Origin of the sequence: Exiguobacterium sp. SH5S13, from assembly GCF_004337085.1 — a bacterium.
GTDB lineage: Bacteria > Bacillota > Bacilli > Exiguobacteriales > Exiguobacteriaceae > Exiguobacterium > Exiguobacterium aurantiacum_A.
Map to the genome: position 1 here is coordinate 19,069 of NZ_SJUS01000016.1, position 20,159 is coordinate 39,227.

The 20,159-nt window shown below is 52.2% G+C and carries 9 protein-coding genes; 2 read left to right on the plus strand and 7 right to left on the minus strand.

All coding sequences use genetic code 11. From position 1 onward, the window contains the following. Positions 1 to 54: 54 nt before the first annotated feature. From EVJ30_RS09335 to EVJ30_RS09350, 4 genes are all read right to left on the minus strand, one after another. The gene (locus tag EVJ30_RS09335) at positions 55 to 2,217 is read right to left on the minus strand and encodes a glycosyltransferase (protein WP_131468851.1); all 2,163 of its coding nucleotides are present in this window, start codon (positions 2,215 to 2,217) and stop codon (positions 55 to 57) included. Beyond that, entirely contained in the window at positions 2,214 to 5,297 is a 3,084-nt protein-coding gene (locus EVJ30_RS09340; RefSeq protein WP_131468853.1) for a CgeB family protein, read from the minus strand. Before EVJ30_RS09340 ends, EVJ30_RS09335 begins: the two co-directional genes overlap by 4 nt. A 180-nt stretch (positions 5,298 to 5,477) precedes the next feature. Then, complete coding sequence (locus tag EVJ30_RS09345; protein WP_131456653.1) at positions 5,478 to 7,502, minus strand: bifunctional metallophosphatase/5'-nucleotidase; 2,025 nt, start codon at positions 7,500 to 7,502, stop codon at positions 5,478 to 5,480. Between the two features lie 268 nt (positions 7,503 to 7,770). Then, the gene (locus tag EVJ30_RS09350) at positions 7,771 to 9,897 is read right to left on the minus strand and encodes a heparinase II/III family protein (protein WP_161568766.1); all 2,127 of its coding nucleotides are present in this window, start codon (positions 9,895 to 9,897) and stop codon (positions 7,771 to 7,773) included. A 183-nt stretch (positions 9,898 to 10,080) separates the two neighbouring features. Here EVJ30_RS09350 and EVJ30_RS09355 point away from each other — a divergent pair, with 183 nt between their 5' ends. Then, the gene (locus tag EVJ30_RS09355; protein WP_131456474.1) at positions 10,081 to 11,937 is read left to right on the plus strand and encodes an SH3 domain-containing protein; all 1,857 of its coding nucleotides are present in this window, start codon (positions 10,081 to 10,083) and stop codon (positions 11,935 to 11,937) included. A 179-nt stretch (positions 11,938 to 12,116) separates the two neighbouring features. After that, a complete protein-coding gene (locus EVJ30_RS09360) occupies positions 12,117 to 12,392 on the plus strand; it encodes a hypothetical protein (protein ID WP_070328525.1) in 276 nt (91 codons plus the stop codon). 86 nt (positions 12,393 to 12,478) lie between these two features. Here EVJ30_RS09360 and EVJ30_RS09365 read toward each other — a convergent pair whose 3' ends face one another. From EVJ30_RS09365 to EVJ30_RS09375, 3 genes are all read right to left on the minus strand, one after another. Next, the gene (locus tag EVJ30_RS09365; RefSeq protein ID WP_131468855.1) at positions 12,479 to 15,067 is read right to left on the minus strand and encodes a hypothetical protein; all 2,589 of its coding nucleotides are present in this window, start codon (positions 15,065 to 15,067) and stop codon (positions 12,479 to 12,481) included. Positions 15,068 to 15,264: 197 nt separating this feature from the next. Continuing rightward, the gene (locus EVJ30_RS09370) at positions 15,265 to 18,048 is read right to left on the minus strand and encodes a hypothetical protein (RefSeq protein WP_131468857.1); all 2,784 of its coding nucleotides are present in this window, start codon (positions 18,046 to 18,048) and stop codon (positions 15,265 to 15,267) included. Positions 18,049 to 18,690: 642 nt separating this feature from the next. Then, positions 18,691 to 20,013, minus strand: a complete 1,323-nt coding sequence (locus EVJ30_RS09375; protein ID WP_131468859.1) for an Ig-like domain-containing protein — start codon at positions 20,011 to 20,013, stop codon at positions 18,691 to 18,693. Positions 20,014 to 20,159 lie beyond the last annotated feature (146 nt).

Below are 20,159 nucleotides of genomic sequence, written 5' to 3' on the forward strand. Positions count from 1 at the left end.
TATCTCCTCAAAATAATTTCAAAACAAGCAAACCCGGGATGACCGGGCTTGCTTTTAGTGTTTCCGATTCAATTCTATCAAAAGGAGCTGTTCAAGCTTCGGTGCGAGCGTCTCGATGGCGAAATGATGATGTGCGTAAGCCATATAGTCTTGTGTCGCCGCGAGTAGCTTGGCTGAATCATCGCGGAACGATCGGATGATGTCGACGCCGTCTAGCACGTTTTCCATCAGCACGTCGTCCGGATAAATCGTCTCGCTCCCCGTCCAATGGCGGATGATCGGGAACGTTCCCGACGTCATCGCCTCTGCTGGCGCAAGATGGAAGCTCTCGAGGTCGCTCGTCGATAAGATGAAGCCGATTTTCGTCAGCCATTCCGGAACATCATCACCGTGACCGTCGAAGACGACACTGTCCTTGAACGTCGGTTCCTCGAGTCGTTCGAGCAGACGATCGTAATAGGCGCGCTCGTCTTCCCGTTTATTGATCCAGTAAATCTCGTTCGGATGATGCCCTTTGATAAATAGCTTGTAGCGCGTGTCTTCCTTGCGGAGCGTTTCGAGCATGTCGAGCGCGAGATCAAGTCGTTTCAACTTCGGATTGACCCCGATCATACCGAGGTGGAACGTCAACTCGTCCAGCTGTTTCGGTTGGATGAGACGCGTCCCGTCGACCGCGTTGTAAATCATCGTCATCTTATGACGCGGGATCCGGAACAAGCGGTACATCTCTTCGAGCATATACGGCGACACGAGGATGATCCGGTCGATGTTGTGAAGGTTGTACTCCCGTGGGAACGGCGTCTCTTTCTCTTGGCGGTGGATGCGCACGATCATCGTCTGGTGTGGCTTTTTATGGTGCGAATACCAGACGGCGTTACCGAGACCCCATTCACAGAAAATGATATCGGCCTGGTCTAAGCACGCCTTACTGTGATTCACGTCATGGATTTTGTGACCTTCCCACTCGTCAATCAAGACGTTGAAGCGCGGATGGCGCTCAAAGTAGTCCATGAACAGACGCAGGAATTTGAAATCGTGTCCGGCGAAGAGCAAGTTGATCTTCTTCATCCCCCACAGTTCATCGTGGAGACGTTTATACGTGTTCGTGAACGTGTAATATTGCGCCATCTCATAGAGGCGACTCGCCGCATCGCGATAGACACGTTCATCTGTGAGCGCGAGCTTCGCCTTCTCGATGAACTCGTCTTCCGAATTGACGAATAGCGGATAGTCCGCACCGAGGATGAGTTCGTGCATCGGGTTACGGTTCAACAGCACCGGTTTTCCGAGCGATCCGTACTCGAGCAGTTTCGTCGACAGTTCAAGACTCGCGTCGAGCTCCGGATGACGCCACGACACACCGATCGCACTCGAGTCGATCAACGTCTCGACATCGGCGCGTGGAATCCCTTTCAACCAATGGACGCCGTCATCCGCCTTCAAGCGGGCGAGTACGTCTCGTTTAAAGTTCGGGTTGTTCGGGTCTTGATTGAACTTGTCGCCGGCGACGTGGAGTTCGGCCGGGTAGTCGGCCCGAAGCTTCGCGAACGCGTCGAGAATCTCCGTCGAATACCACAGCGGGGCGAACTTGCCCGTATAGACGAGGCGATCGTTCGGTTTCGTGAACGTCGGCGTCTCGTCTTTCACGTTCGGGATCATCGGGTTCAAGATGAGGAACGGCCGGTCCGTCGGCAGGAACGATTCGAAATACGTCTTCATCGCCTCGGTCTGACAGAGCATGCGCGCCGAACGCGACGCGATCTGCTGCAAGCGGGCGAGTTCTTCTGCCGACGCCTGCGTATGGTCGTGTGTGAAGTCGGTGATATATGTCCACGTCTTCGCCATCGTCCGTTCATACTGTGACAAGTCGTAGGCAAGCTGGAAGCCACGGATGAATGACATGTCGTAGCCGCCTGCCGTCATCAACTCGTCAATCAGCCTGGCCGCTTCGTCGGCTTGGAGTACTCCGCGCTCGTAGTACGGCGCGTCTTGTCTGCCTGAATCTTTGGCGAACACATCGATGAAGCGGACGTTCGGCAACTCACGGATGCCGGCCGTCACTTCCGGTTTTGTGATCGAGCGCTTCAGCAGCACGTCGACTTGAATCGATGGGTCTTGGTTCAACATCGAGACGACGGACGTCAGCCAAATGGCCGATCCGTCGATCAAATTTAAATTGACATCCCCATAGACGAGGACGCGAAGTGGTGTCGTCATAATTGTACCTCCTGAGCGACCGCTTTTGGCATATCGCTCCCTGCTTTCACGTATTGATACGGGTCTGTACTGAAGATCCGTTCTCCGGACTGAGCGAGCTCTTTGAGCGTCTCGTCTTGTTTTAAGACATCGAGCGCTTCAAGGACGCTGTAGAAGCGGAGCACATCCGGCTTCATGATCGAGCGCGACGGGGTCGCGTCGAAGACGTAACGGTACGTGCCGTCCGAGTCAATCTTCTCGAGTCCGTCTTTCCAGACGAAGTAATCTTCTTTCGTCAAGATGTTCGAGTCCGCGTAACGCGTCGCGAGCATGTAGTCCGACACGTACGCCGGTCCGTAATAGTCACTCGGACGGATGAACGCCATCCAGTCGAAGCCTTCAAGAATCTCAGACAAGGCGTTATATTGCGTCAAGTAACTGAGCATGAACGTCGAGATGTCCTCGGTGTTGTAAGCTTCATACAAGTCAAGATGCCCCTCGAACTTGTCGAGGAAGACGACGAGGTGTTTATGCTCGTAGTCTTGCGCGCGGAACGTCTCGACGGCGCGGTCCATCTCGTCGGCTGAGCGGACGAACGCGACGAGCGCGACTTCCGGGTGATCGACACGATAAGGCAGACCGATGTTGCCGACGACTTGGGCGAGACGTTGTGTGTACGTGTGGTACTTGAGCACGTGTCGCATGCCGCCCATGGCGACGTCTTCATAGAAGCTGTCGTCCGTGAGCAGTTTGCGGAACGTCTCTTCGAGCATCTCGTCGCCTTCGTCTAGGAAGACGTAATCCCCGAGCATCTGCTTGACGCCGACAGAGCGCGTACTGACGACCGGCGTCGCACAAGCGAGCCCTTCGAACACGCGGCGTGAGAACATCGTCGGTGAATCGTTCACCGAGTTGACGTTCAGCATGACTTTGAAGCCTTTATACGCTTTAGCGATTTGGTTGTACTTCAAGCTACCGCGGATGGATTTACGGAACTGCTCCGGGAATTGGAGTTGATCCGTCTCACCGCGTTGGTTCATTTCATAGTTCCGGTCATAGATGACAAGGCCATATTTATCAGCCGCCGCGAACAAGCGATCCATATCGATACGGCGCGATTCGTGACGGTTTGCGTAATACGAACCGGCGAACGAGGCGTACGGTTCACGTGTGCCCGGCAGACGGATCGGATTATGCTCTTTCGGCTGCGCCGCGAACGGCAAAGCACCGACCCGGTCATGTCCGCAGTCTTCTTTATAGTTATCGAGAATGTTCGCGTCCGTCGTGTAGACAAAGTCGAACCGTTTCGCCGTCTCGATGAAGCGGTCATAGTGAATCGGGTCTTCTTTATTCCAAAACACGGTCGGCACGTTGTTGACGCGGCACCAGTCAAGGAGCGCGTCGAGCTCTTCCCACGTGTTCGTGCCATATTTGACGATTTTCTTCTCCCACGTCTTGTCGTTCCCTTTCCAGGCCGATTCGACCATGAGGAAGTCCGGTTGACGGTCGGCGAGAACAGCCGGCCAATCGTCCGGCGAGAACGTGATCAGTTCACATTCAGGGCGATACGAGGCGGTCGTGAACTCATCAAAGATGGCTGCGACTTTCATCTCGTGAAGCTCGCGTGGTTTCGCTTCAAACAGACGGGCCTCGCGTGGGTCGATCCACTCCGGCACTTGCGTCCGGTCCGTGATGATCTCTTCGGTGACGCGGATGTTCGTGACGAGCGTTTCGCCAGTCCCGTCGACGCGGAGTGCGAAGCGCAGGTAGCGCACGTCTTTCCCGAACTCGAAAATCTTCTCGCTACCGAGTTGTACTTGCTGCATCGACAACCGCTCAGTCAACGAATACGAGATGATGTAGAGGACGACACCGGTGTTCGCATCGAGTTCACCGTCGACCGTCACACGGTAACGATGGTTCGGTCGGACCGTATACGGTTTCTCTTTCGGGAGGACCGTGAAGCGGTTGTTCGTTTCCATATACGACACGTAGCGGCGCACGTCCGGCTCGACATCGAGGACGAGACGGAGACCAGACGGATCTTGTTTTAACTTGATTGATTCCGGTGTCGGGATCGTCCAGAACGTCGGGTCAAGGTCGAACGTCTCGGTACGGCGTACACTGTTCTCACGGATGACGCCGAGCTTCAAGTCTGAGAGTGTACCGTTGCCGTGGAAACGGATGAAATAACGAACCGAATCATGGCTCGGTGTAAGGCTCAAGACGTTACTGAAGCCGAGCGGGACCTCGATGAGCTGGTCGCGTTCACCGTGGGCATACGTCGCGACGAACAACGTCGCTTTCGCCAGCTCTTCGGCTTCTCCTTTTAAATAGAAACGATAGACGTAATCGTCCATATCGGCGAGCGAAAAATCGATACCGCGTTCGGTGTCGACGTGAGGGAGCGCCGTCTCGAGCACACCGTAGTGCTCGTATTGGTTCCCTTGCCCGCTGACACGAATGAGTCCGCCATCGATCTCAACGATTCGGCTAAGCGGCGAGATGAGTTCGAGCGAATCCACATCTAAAGGAATCATCGCGTCAAAGTCGGCGTCTGCCACCGCACTGCTCATTCCTTCGACGTTCCAAAGCGATTGTCCGTCAATCAGGAGCGATTGAATCAAGACCCGACCTTTTCCTTGCGTTTGAATCACAAAGCGTGTCTTCGTCTCACCGTCTACAAGCGAGACCGTCGTACGGACACCGTCTCCGACGCGAACGACACGTTTGCGTTCTTCGTCGCTATAAATCATGACGAGCAACGTGACTTCGATGTCACCGCTCTTCTCAACGTTTAAACTCGCGTCAAACTCGCGGATTGACGGGTTGAGTTGAAATGAGTTCGCACCAGGTACCGCCCGAAACGACGAGGCGCGCTCACCGTATGATAAAAATTGTTTTTCAGCCATCGTAGAAACGAGCGCCGCACCGTCAACTTCATAGTTCGCAGACGTCCGAGCGTGCCAAGACGGGACGACTTCGACGAACTGTCTCGTCTGCACTTGCGTCTTCGTTCCTTTCATCAACCGACGGCCGATTCGTTTGCCGCGTTGCATGCCTAAATAGACACCACGCTTCACTTTTCGTTTCCAACTCATGGGGGGTTCCTCCAAATTCATAATGGCATCGTTTTCTCTTTAGCCGATGCCCTGTTATTTGAAACATCTCGTTTCGACACCCATTGATTATAGCAAACGCTCAATTCAAAAGGCAAAATCATCTGTTTGACAAAACGGAGACAAAAAAAGGACACCCAGTGGATGTCCTTTCGAAAATCATTATTTGACGTCTTTGATACGGTCTTCAACAGTTGGTGTGACTTCGCCTTGCTTCACGAGATAGTCACGCATGATCTCCCAGTCGATGAGACCAAGGTCGTTGACGCGTCCTTCTTCATAAGCCTTCTTGAACTCGAGGTAGTTGTCGCCACCCTTCGCTGCGAAGAAGTTTGTGGCAATCTTGTAAGTTGCTGCCGGGTCGATGTCGACATACGTCTCGCCTTGGAGCACTTGCGCCTTGACGACACGGCTGTTCGCCGGTTTCGAGCTATCGAACTCAAGCTTCATGCCAGACATGTGGAGGAAGCCGCCGCTCTCGATCGGATAGACGCTGACACTACGTTCAAGTGCCGCGAGCAACTCACTGCCTTGAAGCGTCATGACCGCGAGTGTGTTTCCGAATGGAAGCGTCGTGAGCACTTCGCCTGTCGTGATTGGGCCTGCATCGATTTTAGCACGAATACCGCCCGCGTTTTGAATCGCCGCGACGACTTGTGGGTCGGCTTGTTTCGCACGTTCGAGCATGCCGTCCGTGATCAAGTTACCAAGAGCCGTCTCATTTTTACGAACGCTCGGCTTCGTCACGTCACCTGCGTCACGCAAGTTTTCAAACTCGGCAGTCGCTGTCGCGCCGATTTCAGCGTTCTTGATGCCGTCGATTTCAGCCGCGAACGGTGCGAGGAGTCGGGCTGCGCCTGGGTCTGGTGCATACGTCTTCACATCGATGAGCTTACCGGCTTGTGAGACGACTTTTCCGTCTTTATCGAAGACGAGGTCGAGCGTACCGAGGAAGTCACCGTATTGATACGCTTGGACGACGACGGTCGAGTTACCACCTTCTGTGATGACGACCGGTGCGTCAAGACGTGAGTGTGAGTGACCGCCGATGATGACATCGATGCCGTCGACGTTTTTCACGAGTTCGAGGTCGTTGTCGATTGCCGGGTTGTCGTCGTAACCGAGGTGCGAGACAGCGACGATTTGGTCGACGCCCATGTCTTCGAACGCTTTGACGGCTTTTTTCGCTTCGTCGATATAGTTTTGGAATTGAATCGGTCCTGGGCTCGCAATGTTCGCCGTGTCTTCCGTCGTCAAACCGAAGAATCCGACTTTCTTACCGTCGACTTCTTGGATGATCCCTTCATACAAGCGACCGTTGTAAGGCTTCATCGCGATCTCATCACGGAAGAGCGACTTCACGTATTGATCGTTCGAGTAGTCGACGTTCGAGCTGACGAACGGGAAGTTCGCGTAACGGACGAATTGTGCCAACTCTTTATGGCCTTGCTCTGTGCCGAGGTCGAACTCGTGGTTACCCGGTACCATCATGTCGTACTTCATATAGTTCATGAGCTTAAGATCGACTTGTCCTTTGAATTCGTTGAAGTAGAGCGAGCCTGAGAAGACGTCACCCGCGTCAACTAAGAGGCGGTTCGGGTTAGCGGCACGGAGTTCTTTGACTGCCGAAGCACGGTTCGCCGCAAAGTCGAGCGACGCATGCGTGTCGTTCGTATGCATGAACGAGAGTTCGAAACCTTTTACTTCGTAAGGAACGTCGAGCGTCACCGTGCGGCCTTTGTGCGTGTACGATGCCGTCGCCGTGAACTTCCCAATCTTGTCAGTCGATAAGTTCGTCCACTTCACCGGTTGGCGTAGAACGCGGTCGACGAATTGGATTTGGAGCGTGTTCAATTGCCCAGTCAACTTCTCGCCGTGCTTGAACGTCCACTCACCCTTCGGTGCGATGATCGCTTTCGGATAGTTGATGACGCGCACTTTCTTCTCGAAGTGTTGGTTCTTCCACTTGATGTAGCCTTTTACCGTTTGATATGTACCGAGTTTGTCCATGTTGACTGTCGATTTGTACCAATAGATCTTGTTGCCTTGGTATGTCTTATCGAGCGCTGCGTCAAGATCCCCGTTCTCAACGAAAGCCGCCTTCAATTTGAACGTTTTTTTCGCCGGGGCTGCCTCTGTCACGACCGCCGGGGCGATCACCGATGCCGTGAGCGTCGCCGCGAGCATCCCTTGATAAAACCTTGCGTGTCTTCGAATTCAACATGCACTGTTCCTCCTCTATTATGTATAAGTCGACCGAACCGAAGTCATAACCGCCATTTCGTCGCCACTGCCAGATGTCTGACCTCAAGCCAATGGAAGCGATTACAAAACGCGTACAGACTTCACTTTTAAAGATACGCAATCTCATAAAATAACACAATTACTTTTCTGTAAATATTTCGTTATTTCTTTTGAATTTTGAAAAAAAGGACACCGATTGGCATCCTCTCGCTCATTCTGATATTTCAACTTCCTCAAGCTCCAACACCGGTCCTTCACCCTTCGGCATCTCAATCGTCCGCGAGCGTCCGTCCGAAAGAGAATACGTGACAACATAACTCGCATCATTCTCAACCACGTTCGAGAACGTAACGTTCGTCCCCGACTTCGACATGTGGAACAACGTGACGAACGATGTCCCTGCACCCGTTTTCGTCGAGACGACTTGGTGACGCGGCACCCACTCGAAGTCACGGTAGGCGATAAAGCTCGACTCTCGTTTCATCGCACCAGACGACGCGACCGGAAGCTGAACGACTTGGAGAGTGCGTCCCTCTTTGTCGCGGAACGTCATCTCACCAGTTTGTTCCGCGACCGGTTCTAACCCGACACCGAGGTGGAAACGTTGGGTGAACGAGGCACGCGAGTCCGACCGAATCGTATCGGCGACAATAACCGTGCCCGCTTGATCATGGGCGATACTGCGCGTATGGTGCATATCCTGCCCAATCAACTCGCTGTACCCAAGTGCTCGTTGTAACCCTTCCGTCTCCTCGACCGAGACGATCCCGCTCTTACCGATCGTACTCGGATGAAGCGTCAATTGCCGGGTGCCAGTGTTCACCGTGTTATGGGCGTTGACGTGCACCGCTGCATTTCTCTGCGGAAGCGTCGTGTACCCGAAGCGTCCCGTCTCGACGATGAAGTCACGGCCGTAGCCGTACAAGTCGATGCTCAAGTCGTCTTGATGCTTGTGCGCCGTATTATGGAAGCCGGCCGTCATCATGAGGGAGATGGCATCAGCGAACGGCTCCTTCTCACCCCAATGTTCACGTAGAATCGCGTATTGGGTATGGAGCTGTTTCGTCCGTTCGAGCGGGCGTTCCCCTTCCTTCCCGCCACTGACCGCATACATGAGATGCGGATAATTGCGCAGCGTCGATATCATCGACATCGTCCGCGGCTCGCCTGTCGTGTCCCCAAACAGCGGCAGCGTCCGGTTCGGCTTGACGAGATGAGTCAGCGTCTCCGGCATCTGTCGGACGGCTTCGAGCCGTGGTGACGTCGTGAAGGCGTTCGCCTCGATCCAGCGATTGAAGCGGTACAGCATCTCATACGTGTACACTTGATAGCCCGGCGAATGCTCGAGATGGACGTTGTCCGGACTCAACGAGTGGTCGAGCTGCTCGGTCAGACGCAACGCGGCGAGGTCGCGCCACTCCGATGACCGTTCGAGTTCCGGGAACGTCTCGGCGATATCGGTAAGCGCCATGTCTTGGAAGATGCCGTGATTATGGCGCGGACGATAAAATGACGGCGTCGATAGGATGTCACCGTGTCCTTCGACCGTGCGCAACACGAGCGCGCTGAACGCCGGGTCGTTATTCAGACGCGACTTTTTAAATTGATTCCAAAAGTTGATCAAGTGGAACGTCCGGATGGCCGTCCCTTGCTGATGGTAGGCGTTCGGATAACGCTTATACTGCGCCGTCGGATACTGTTTGACCCACCCTTCGACGAGCTGTTTACCGTATGCCAAATACTTGGCGTCTTTCGTGTAATGGTACGCCATCGTCACTTGGTTCAAGACCATCCAGTACTGGGCCTGGAACATGAACGACGTCGAGTCGCCGACTCGAATGTCACGTTCCCAATCGAACGTCGCGATGTCCGGGACGGCTTGTCGACCCGGTGCTGCACCGAGACGCCAACTGCCTTTGAGCGCCGAGTCCGCTTGCGATACCGCCTGCGCCTCGGTCAAGAAACCATAATAGTATGGCACTCCGCGCTTCACCGAGTGCGCCGTATAGTTGTGGAGCAGACGGTCGTACTGACTGTCCGCGACGACCGCCTGCGTGAGGAGTGCCGTCTTGAGCGGGATGTCCCGTTTCAATCCGTATGTACGACGTCCATTGACCTCGACTTGATAGTACCCGCCCGAGACGCCGACGACGTCATAGCGCTTGTTCGGCGTGAGCAATGCGATCGGCCTCATCGACTTATCCGGCATGAGCCGATAGACGGTCGTGTCTTTCGCGACTTCTGTGAAGAAGGGACGCGCGCCGGCCTCGGCCCCGACAGACGTCGCCGCCATGACGAGCGCCGTCGTGAGAAGCGTCCCTTTCATTAATGTGTTCATCGAATACCCCATTTATCTTTTTTTACCATCATAACACGTACATAAGGAAACTTTTTCAAAATGAAGGGAACCATTTTTTATTTCCGTTTCCAAATAACTCATTTCCATCTTCTGACAAAAGGGTCTGTTTGCATATCCGGTCGTTGCTATACTGAAAGAAAATGCGTAAAGGAGTCCAGTCCCATGAAACGATTTATCATCTTCACCTTGATCGCTACACTCCTCATCGGCGTATTCCCGCCGGCCGTCTCGGCGAAGGCAACATATGTGACCGTGAAGCAAGTCGCCCTCAAGCAATCGGCGTCGACGAAAGCGAAGACGCTCGTCACCATACCGAAAGGCAAGGTCGTCACCCACTTGTCCGATAAAGGCAGCTGGTCGAACGTCCAATACGGCAAGCAGAAAGGCTATGTCGCCAAGCGCGACATCAAGAAGCAGACCGCCGCGCCGAAACCGGGGGCGGGCACGTTGCCGGCACCAAGTTATGCGTATACACAGTTCGCCTCTTACAAAGGCGGTTCGGTGATCAGCATTTATGGGAAAAGCTATAAAATCGACCCGCCGCTGCTGCCGTTCTTCAAAAAAAACATGGCCACCCTGCAGACAATCTTCGGACTGCCGATCATATCCGGAAATACCGTGACCGGCTATAAAGAGCTGAAATTTGATTTGCGCGGCCCTAAAGCTGCCCAGATTCAGATCGATGCCACGGCGGCGAGCCGCATCCACACGTTCGTCGTCCCGATTGACGCCTTCCCGAACCTGCCCGTCACGATCACGGCGGCCGCCCCGGTTCGCCAGCTCGCGACGTATGGCGCTAGACCGTATGAGAAAGGGTTTTACGGGGAAAGCGATTTGCGCTTGAACGGAACGTTCCGGCAAGTCGACTTGACAGGTCGCGCCACCCTCACCGGTAAAGCGACGATCGACCGCCTCGTCCTGCGGATGGGCGACCTATATCCGTCCGCCCACAGCTACACGGCCGACGTCCAAATCAATGGGACGATCACGCACCTAGAGAGCCTCTACCCGGACGCCCAAGTCACACTCGGAAAAACGACCGTCGTCCGTAACCTTAAAGGTGTGGACGCCAATCAGCTGCTCGACGGTCAATTCGGCCTCATCCGCGGGACAAGACCGCAAGCGACGCTCGTTCGCGGACGGTGGATGAATGACCCTGAGCGGCGAATCAGTTCTTGGACCGAGATGATGGCGAATCGAACCATCGATGACAAGACGCTACGTCAATGGTTCACGCAGCTCGGTTTAAAACACGTCACGGACGACGCCCTCCCCTCATACCGACTCGCATTCGAGACGAACGCGAAAGCGACCAACACACGCATCGAGATGGGGACGCTTGAGTCTTGGCAGCGGCTCATCCTCGACGTGAACGCCTCACTCGGCACAACGACGTATGATCACCCGTTCGTCTTGGCGAACGACAACGACATCCTCGTCCGTCACGATCGCCCGCTTCGTGATTTGAAGACCGACCGAACGGATCTTTATCAATACGAGTTGATCGGGCTCATCGGTCCAACGGGTCAGTTCGAACAGATTGCCTTCAAGCGGACGCATTCCAATCCGAAATTGCATCAGTTCGGCACCCTTGACAGTCAAATGATTCTTGAACCATACGAGGCACCCGGTCTGTACCGTCACGTGTCCATCCAAAACGGAAAGCGGCACATCGTCTCCGTCGAAGTCGCCGATGTCGACGGACGTCTCGGCATCGTCAAAGTGAACGGACAACCGTTGCATGCTTTTCAAAAGCCCGCACCAAAAGTCGAAGTCAAACTGAGCAGCGGGTACATCTTCATCCGCTCGTCGGACCAGGCATGGCTACAACACGCTCAACAGTTCAAGACAGGCGGGACTTATGATGAACCGACCCAACTCGCGGTGGGCAACGTGTCGGATGCCGGCGATTGGAACAAAGGGACATACCTCGCGGCCGGCAGTTACGGATTGAGCAAAGGAAAATCGATTCGGATTCAAGCGTATGGCTACAAGGATGTACTCGTCAGAATCCCTTAATATCTATGTTTTTGAAACGTAATTTCGTAAAACTATTCAATTCCTTGTATTTGGAATTCATAAAAGAGTAAACGTCAATTAATCCAAAATCACAACCTAAAAAAACAAAAAAAGAAGCGACAAATTATGGATATAAATGTATACTGATGTGGAAGAAACTGATAGAAAGAGGTGCGGTCATGACAACTTTTCTCCCTTGTTCCGAGCGATTCACATATAAACGAAATTTACAGCGGCTCGCGGAGATCGATTTGCACCAGTCAGCCACATCCGAATTCTCGTTCACGCTGCGCGTCAGTAAGCAAGCGAAGCTGGCCGAGCCGTTCCAACAAATCGATTCACTCGACTCGGCAGCGCTTTGGAAATGGTTCCCGAACGTCAAAGCCAAATACGATACGCAGCGTGACTGCCTCAAAGCGGCGACGTCTTGCCTGTCTGTCATGGTCATCAATTAATTTTTCAAACGAGGTGCTTCACGCGCCTCGTTTTTCTTCACAAGAAAACGCCTGCCCGATTTCAATTCGGACAGGCGTTTTTCGGTTTAGCGGACGGTCACATACACCGTCTGCGTACGCCCTTTCGGCGTCGTGAATTTGATGGTCAGGCGTGTGCCTGACTTTTGTGCCGCGATCGCGACCGGTGTCGATTTCGATGTCACCGTCTTCGTCGCGATCAGCGTCGTTCCGCGACGGACCGTGATCGTGCCGTAGTCGACGTTCGAGTTCACCGTAAGCGTGCGCATCGTACTCGTCGGGGCGGCGACCTTCATGACCGGGGTAAGACCCGCCTTCACGTTCACCGTCTGGACGAAGCGATAGACACCGCGTGTGCTGACGAGCGTGATCTTCGCCTTGAGCGGTTGCGGTGCCAAGCTCATGACGACACGGCCCGTCGATGAGCTCTTGCCGCTCGTGATTTGTTTCGTCCCGTTCTGCAACGTGACGCGACTGTTCGGGAGCACCATGCCGACCCACGTCTTCTGTTCATCGTGGAGACGAATGTTGCTGAACGTCACTTGCGGAAGGGCGAGGCGTGTGTCGAGCTTTTGCCCGCCTCGTGTCAAGCGGACGAGGACGATGTCGCCCGGTTTTGCCGGCACCGTGAAGCGTGTCGATGAGACCGGTGTCGCCGTCGTCAACTTCCCGTTGATGAAGAATTGGAGCACAGCGCGCGTGTCACGGCGAACACTGACGACCGTATGCGTCGCCGTCATCGCGACGTCCGTCACTTGGAGGATGGTCGGACCAACTGCGGCGACACGATGTTCGAGCGTCTTCTCCCGGTCACCGGCTTTGGCGACGACTTTGATGACGTCCCCGTCTTTTAATGGCGTCGTCAACGAGACCGTCTTCCCATTCCCGACGTGTTTTCCGTTGATATAATGTGTGAACGTCGTCAATTTTGCCGTCGAAGATATCGTGAGTGTCGTATCTCCTTCGTTCGGCGTGCCGGCTAGACTGAATACCGGTTCGGCCCGTTCATAGACGACGAGCTTCTTCTCGGCTCCTTCCGTCCCGGCCGGCGCGTACTGGATCTCGACACCCTTGGCGATCGGGTCGACCGTATCGGTCACACGGGCGATACCGTTCGCGTCCGCTTGTATCGTGTCATAGTAGCGGTGCGCATACTCGATGACGTACAAATCGATTTTCCCGTTCGGCACCGTCTTGAAGACAACACCTGCCTCCGCTGAATCGCTCACGACCGTGATCGTGTTCGCTTCCGGATTCGGCGTCGGCACGACGAACGGTTTCCGATAAACGTATGTCCCGCTCGAATTCGATGTCACCGTGAGCGGTGTCCCCGGGAGCAGGCGCTCCGTCTGCATACGGAAGACACCCGTCGCGTCAGCACTTGCCGTGTATGTCAACACGTCAGTCTCTGACTTCAACACACGGACGGTGACACTTGCCCGCGGCGACGTCTGTCCGACAATTTCACCAGCAAGACCAAATCGATTTAAACTGACCGCCCCTTCATCTGTCGTATTCAAACTACCGCTAAATACTTTCCCCAGATAAACAAAATCGTAATAGACGGTCGTCGCATAGCTCCGATTGAACGGCGACGTCAACAGCTCATAACAGCCATTTTTCTTCGCCCGTTCAATCGAGATCGACTCGGTCGTCCCGTCCAGGTAAGTCGCGCTCAAATAGACCGGGTAGTCACGCTTCGTATAAATCGTCGTGTCCCCTTCGCGATTTTGGCGCTTGTCGACGACGAGTTCGAGTTTCGTCGGAAGCTTTTTGTAATCCGCCATCGGCATCGTCTGATCTGTGAAGCCAAGGACGCCGTTATAGACGCGCGGCACGGTGTCCGTTTGGTACGTCTCGGTCTCACCGGTCGTCACATCGTGCACCGAGTAAGCTTTTTGTCCGGTCCAGTGCAGCGCCCCGTTCGACATCGCATATTCGGTCCGTGAGTGATTTCGTGTCGTCAAGGTGACCGCACCGGTCGTTTCATTGTAAATGTAGTGGGCCTCGTTCGAATAACCCGTCACATAGACGGTCGTCTTTTCGAACGTGAGCACTTTGTTGATCGGGTTCAGTTGGCGAGGCAACGTCCGAGTAAAGAGCGTCGCGCCCGTCTCGACCGACACGTGGTCGACCGTCTCGAGGTGGCTCGACGCGGCGAGCACCGTTTTTCGATCTGTCGACAACGACACGTAACGTGTACCAAGGTCTTTCTCCCAAATCACGTCTCGGTTGAGTGTTGTCATGACGGTCTTGCCGTCTTTGTACCAGAGCAAACGATCATTTTCAACATCCGCCCCGAGCAATTTGTCGTCTTCATCGAACCAGAAAGCGGTGACGCTGCCATCAAAACCGATGAGGTAACTCGTCGTGGAACAACCCGAGCAACTTCTCAAGATGACGACGTGGTCACCATCAATACTCGCGAAGCTATTGACGTCATGGTGACGCATAATGTCTAGCGTCTCCTCGAGCGGGATGCGCTCGCCGGTCGCAGGCTCATATAGCGCCGTCCAGTCGTTTAGTAAGACGTAAGGGCTGTTTGAGATCCGGTGGTGCCCTGGGATCGGCTCATTGGTCGTCTCGGCGTTCGCACTTGGCAAAGCGAAGCCGGAGGCAACCAAGAAGAGCGCCAACAAAAAAATAATTCGTTTCACGTATGTTTTCCTCTTTTCTTAAAATTATGGGAAATGATATTTTTTATTACAAAAAAAGTATAATTGCTTTTTTAGAAAAGGGGAATAGTTTTTTGTGCAAAGCACAGAAAAAACCGGCAGTGCCGAGGCACTACCGGTTTACAAGATGGCTCTGTCCGAAGACTTTGCTCTATTTAACCCTAAGGGAGGGTCAACGATTAACGGACGACTTTTACGTCGAACGATACTGGTGAAGAAAGGAGGTTCCCGTTCTCATCAGTTGTGATTTGTGGTACGACGATTGTAGCTGTACCTGATACGCGGTCGCCTTCGATTGTGAGGAACTGACCGTTGTACGTAAGACCAACCAAGTTTGTAACAACTGGTGAGATCTCAAGATCTACTCCGTTTGAAAGAACAGAAAGTTGGTTGTCCGTCAAGTCGTAACCCATTGTCTTACCGAACTGGTCAACGACCGTTACAGCAGGAGCGAAGACAAACTTACCGTTTTCAGCTTTACCGAAGAGAAGGTTATCAACATCCAAAGCAACGAACTCAGATGCGTCGATTGTGCGCATTGCTGTGTTGACTTGTGCTTTCGTTGCTACAGAATCAGTGTTTGTGTAATCCACTGAAATCGTATCAACTTGAACACCGTTTACGAGTGCTTTGATTGTCGCTTTACCAGAAGCAGCGAATTCAGTCGTAGCTGCAGCGATGAATGAAAGCTCTCCTTCAGTTGCTGTAGTGAAGTACTCTGCATGTGAAGCTGAAGAATATGTGACAACGTATTGAACTTCGTCAGTTGCTGGATTGTTTTCCAAAACTTCAATGACATTGCCATACTTGTCAAGTCCACGGACTTCGTATGTTACTTCATCGTCTTGATCAGCAGGTGTAGTATCTACATCAGCGTCAAGTGACGTGTTCCCTGATGTGAGAACGAGGTCGTAAGAAGCGACTGTTGCATCAAATTCAGATACTTTAACAGCGACTGACTTCGTGAACACCACTTTACCAGCGTTGTCTTTGAACGTGACTGTGACAGTAGCAGAACCGTTGCGATCCTCTTCTTCAACTGACACATCACCGTTAGCGTCGAGTGATACTGTCGCCACGTTAGTGTTGCTCGATTTAACTTCAAGTGTACCAACTTTGTCACCAGCTACGCGAACATCTCCATCTGATTCGATGACTGCAGCGAGGTCTTGTTTGTACTGATCGAGGAAGTCAACTCCAACAGTTTGTGGAGTATCATCTCCTGCTACTGTCCCAGAATCAAAGCTGAGTGATGAACGTGTGAGTGTTGCGTCAGCAATCTTAGAGTCAGCTACAACTGAGAATTCTACAACCTGTTCAAAGTTACCGTTCTTAACTTTAACTTTAGCAGTACCAGTAGCGAACGCACGGATAACGAGGTTCCCGTTAACTTCAGATACTGTCGCGATTGCTGGAGTCAAGTTAGTGAATGATTCAACATCAAGAAGTTGAAGTTCTCCAGTAACGTCTTTCACGAACACATCCAAGAATGTGTCAAATTCAGAAAGTTTAATTGAAGTATCAAGTTCGCCATCTCTCTTAGCTTGCTTGTATGCTGCCAATACTTCTTCCTCTGTCGCACTAGCATCTGAAGAAATGTGAACGCCGTCGAATGCTGCGATTTCTTGATCATCAGAGACAGTTACTTTAACAGCGCCAGTAGTCGCGAGAACGTCTGCACCGTCTACTGCTTTAACTTCTACGAAGAATGTGTTTGCAGAAGCAGTATCCGAGAAGTTGAATACTCCAGTTGTTGTGTTCAAGACTGCTGAAGTTGCAGAAAGTTCTACATCATCATTTGACAAGAGTACGCCGTTTTTGTCTTTGACAACGATGAAGTCGTTGATATCGTCGCCATCAAGGAAGTTTGTTTTTGTGAGTGTGATTGTAGCAGCAGCAGCAACTTCGAACTCGAAGTCTTTTTCGATTGCAGTTGTCACTTCGCCAGATGGAACTGAGAAGTTGTTAACTGAAAGCGTGTACTCGCCACGGTCAACCAAGCTATCGTTGAGTGTAAGAAGCAACTTAGTCTTGTCGTCAGCGTCAACTGTTACTTTAGTAACGTAGCGGCCGTTGTTGAGTTTGAAGTCAGTAGCTTCAACGCCTGAAACTTCTTTGTTGAATTTCACTTCGAGTTGGTCAACTTTAACTGGCTTCACTGAGAATTCAGTAGCTTCAACTGTGAAAGCAGTTTCTTCAGTCATTACTTCACCAGACTTGATGACGAATGAGTGAGTTCCTGCAGGAAGAGCTGGAGTCTTAGCAGTCAACTTACCATCCTTGATTGTTGCAGCAACTGGGATTGCTTTAGAAGCGTCTTTGAATGGGTAGATGAGAACATCTGCCTTCGTATCTTCTTTAGCGTTTTCAACGTCAGCAGTTACAGAAAGAACTTCTTTCGCTTGATCGACTGAAGAAGCAACGTTTGAGAATGCAACTTCGCTTGCGACAACTGTGTAAGTCAAGAACGAAGTGATACGGTTACCGTTGTGGTTGTAAGAGATGAGGACTTTTTGCTCGCCTGCATCTTTCGTGTTGTAAGTTGAGCTCATTGTGAAACGCTCAGGAGCTTGTGTGTAAACTTTACCGTCGCGGTACATTACGCGAATCGATGGTTTCACAAGTTCAGAACCAGCTTCGACTTCACCGAGGTCTTGGTCAAGAACGTAGAGTGGGTAGTTACGAGCATAAAGTTTCTTGATGTAAGTCTTGCCATCAGAACCTTGGCCTTTAATTGTCTGCCATGTGTTGATTGCAGTTACGAGGTGTTTGCCCCATTTGATTTCTACACCTTTAGGCGTGTTAAGCGCGAGCGCTTCTTTGAACTTGCCGCCGAGTACGACCTCTGCTTTAAGTTCTACTGTTGAAGTTGAAGCTTCTGCTGCCATTACCGGAGTAAGAGCTGCTGCCGTCACAGCGAGTGCTGCTGACGCTTTGACTAACTTGAATGATTTCTTTGCCATCTTGTGTAAATCCTCCCTTTGGTATGTTGCGATTTTGCGCTACCAGCTTGCAAGCTACGCTCCCCCCACTAAACGATTCCATATGTATACGCCATTCGTTCGAACGACTTATGCAACCTGATCCTTTAGGTCTTGAGCTTCACTTAAACTGATAGGTACTTTTCAAGATGTGAATCTTGAACAATTTACCAAGTATGAACTTGGAAAACCTTACATCCATAATATACATAACGCTTCCAATCAGCACAAGCGTTTTTTTTCGCAAAAATGGGAATGATTTTGAATTTTGGAGTTTTAAAGATAATTAAGTATCGGTTTTACCTCTTTTACAAATGTCGAAAATCGTCGAAAAACGCCGATATAACGCCATTTCGACATCTTTCGATTAAATTAATCCTTTAAATGTATTTTATTTTACTTTTATTACCTCCTTATATAATTACCATGTCTAATTTTAGATTGTATCAAAATAAGGAATAAATTAACCCTTATTTTTACATTGACCAAACTTTTAAAACTGATTCAATAAGACTATTTTGAAATTCAGGGAATGCATTTTGACTAGTCCGATTGCAAATTATACACAAAAAAAGCTACGAACCGGTTTGGTCCGTAGCTTATGAAAAACGTCTTTCTTCTATATTAGTAACCCGCGTATTGGAGCGATTGAATGAAGGCCCGTTTCTCGCCTCCGAGGAGCGCCCATTCGAATTCATACTCGTAGCCTTCGATGGTGATGACGATCCGGTTCTCTGGACGGACGTGTTGCTTAATGAACGCAATCATCTTCGCATCCGGAATGAACCAATACGTCTCGTCGACCGTTCCATCGTCGTACTCTATATAGTCGACATCGAACGGATCGATCGTATGGACGTACGATGCCGAACCGACACGGATACGGAGCTTCTCGAATTCGAGCGGCTCACCGTCTTCCGCATAGTACTGCAAGAGGAAGCCCATGCTCGCTTTCGTCGGGCGTTCGAAGAAGAACGGTGCGAACGTCTCGTTGTAACGAGTCGAACCATCCGCCGCGAACACTTCCTTATGAACGACGATACGATTTCCCTCTTCGTCACTGACACGGTGGAAGTTGTTGAAGAGCGCGTGTTGGACCGTGAGCGTCTCTGATGCGCTACGGTTGCCGGCACCGTCACGGACGACGAGCGACATCTTCTTGCCGAGCGGTTGTTTCGGGATCGGGAGAACGAACTTCCCTGTCGACATGACCGGGGCCGTGTACGCTTTCCCGTCGATCGTCACGATGACCGTCGCGAGCGGCTCTGCCGTTCCGGCAATCCCGTTCGAAAGCGTCGTGACCGCTTGCGTGAGGCGCGCCTTGCTCGGTGCAACCTTATCCGCTACGACCGTCGACTTGACGAGTTCGCTGATCGCACCGTTCGCCGTCTTCGCCTGCGCCGTCAAGACGGTACCGACTTTTTGAAGCGCGATGACACGGCGGTAGTTCCCGTTCGCGTCGAACGAGCCGTTGAACGTGCTGCCCCCGACCGTCACAGTGACGGCGAGTCCTGGTGTACCTGTCACTTCGATCGCACGAGCCGAGTTATCGACTGGGTTGATGACCGGTGCCGCCGGACGTGCCGCCGGGTCTTCCGCGACGATGACGCGTGTCACGGCGCTTGCATTCCCGCTCGCATCGACTAAACGGACATCGATGACGCGGCCGACTGGTTGTGGGGACATCGTGAACACGGCTTCACCGTTCGTACGGATGACGCGCTCGTATGTTTTCCCAGCGACAAGGATTTCAGCTTTTGCACCGATCTCCCCTTGAATCGTGAGCGACGTCGACGTATGGAACGGTGCCGCTACGACCGGCGCAGCAGGTGCCGTCACGTCGGCGACAGTCGTCGTGTCTCCTTCAGCCGCGACGAACGTCGGTGTAAAGCCACCGATGACGAGTGTCCCGGCGAGGAAAAGCGCTAAGTATTTCGGTTGTTTCATTTTATGAATTCCTCCTAAATAATGTATCGAATTAGACAACAGCTTTATTTTAATGGATTTTTTTAAAAATAGGTACATAATTTTCTATTTTAGGTGCACATTTCTCTTCAGCACACAAAAAAACATCTCCATCGCTGGAGATGCCT

What these genes read in the sequence shown, in the direction of transcription:
- EVJ30_RS09370 (WP_131468857.1), bottom strand. Translation starts at nt 18,048, where the DNA reads ATGGCAAAGAAATCATTCAAGTTAGTCAAAGCGTCAGCAGCACTCGCT.
- EVJ30_RS09335 (WP_131468851.1), bottom strand. Translation starts at nt 2,217, where the DNA reads ATGACGACACCACTTCGCGTCCTCGTCTATGGGGATGTCAATTTAAAT.
- EVJ30_RS09340 (WP_131468853.1), bottom strand. Translation starts at nt 5,297, where the DNA reads ATGAGTTGGAAACGAAAAGTGAAGCGTGGTGTCTATTTAGGCATGCAA.
- EVJ30_RS09350 (WP_161568766.1), bottom strand. Translation starts at nt 9,897, where the DNA reads ATGAACACATTAATGAAAGGGACGCTTCTCACGACGGCGCTCGTCATG.
- EVJ30_RS09355 (WP_131456474.1), top strand. Translation starts at nt 10,081, where the DNA reads ATGAAACGATTTATCATCTTCACCTTGATCGCTACACTCCTCATCGGC.
- EVJ30_RS09360 (WP_070328525.1), top strand. Translation starts at nt 12,117, where the DNA reads ATGACAACTTTTCTCCCTTGTTCCGAGCGATTCACATATAAACGAAAT.
- EVJ30_RS09375 (WP_131468859.1), bottom strand. Translation starts at nt 20,013, where the DNA reads ATGAAACAACCGAAATACTTAGCGCTTTTCCTCGCCGGGACACTCGTC.
- EVJ30_RS09345 (WP_131456653.1), bottom strand. Translation starts at nt 7,502, where the DNA reads ATGCTCGCGGCGACGCTCACGGCATCGGTGATCGCCCCGGCGGTCGTG.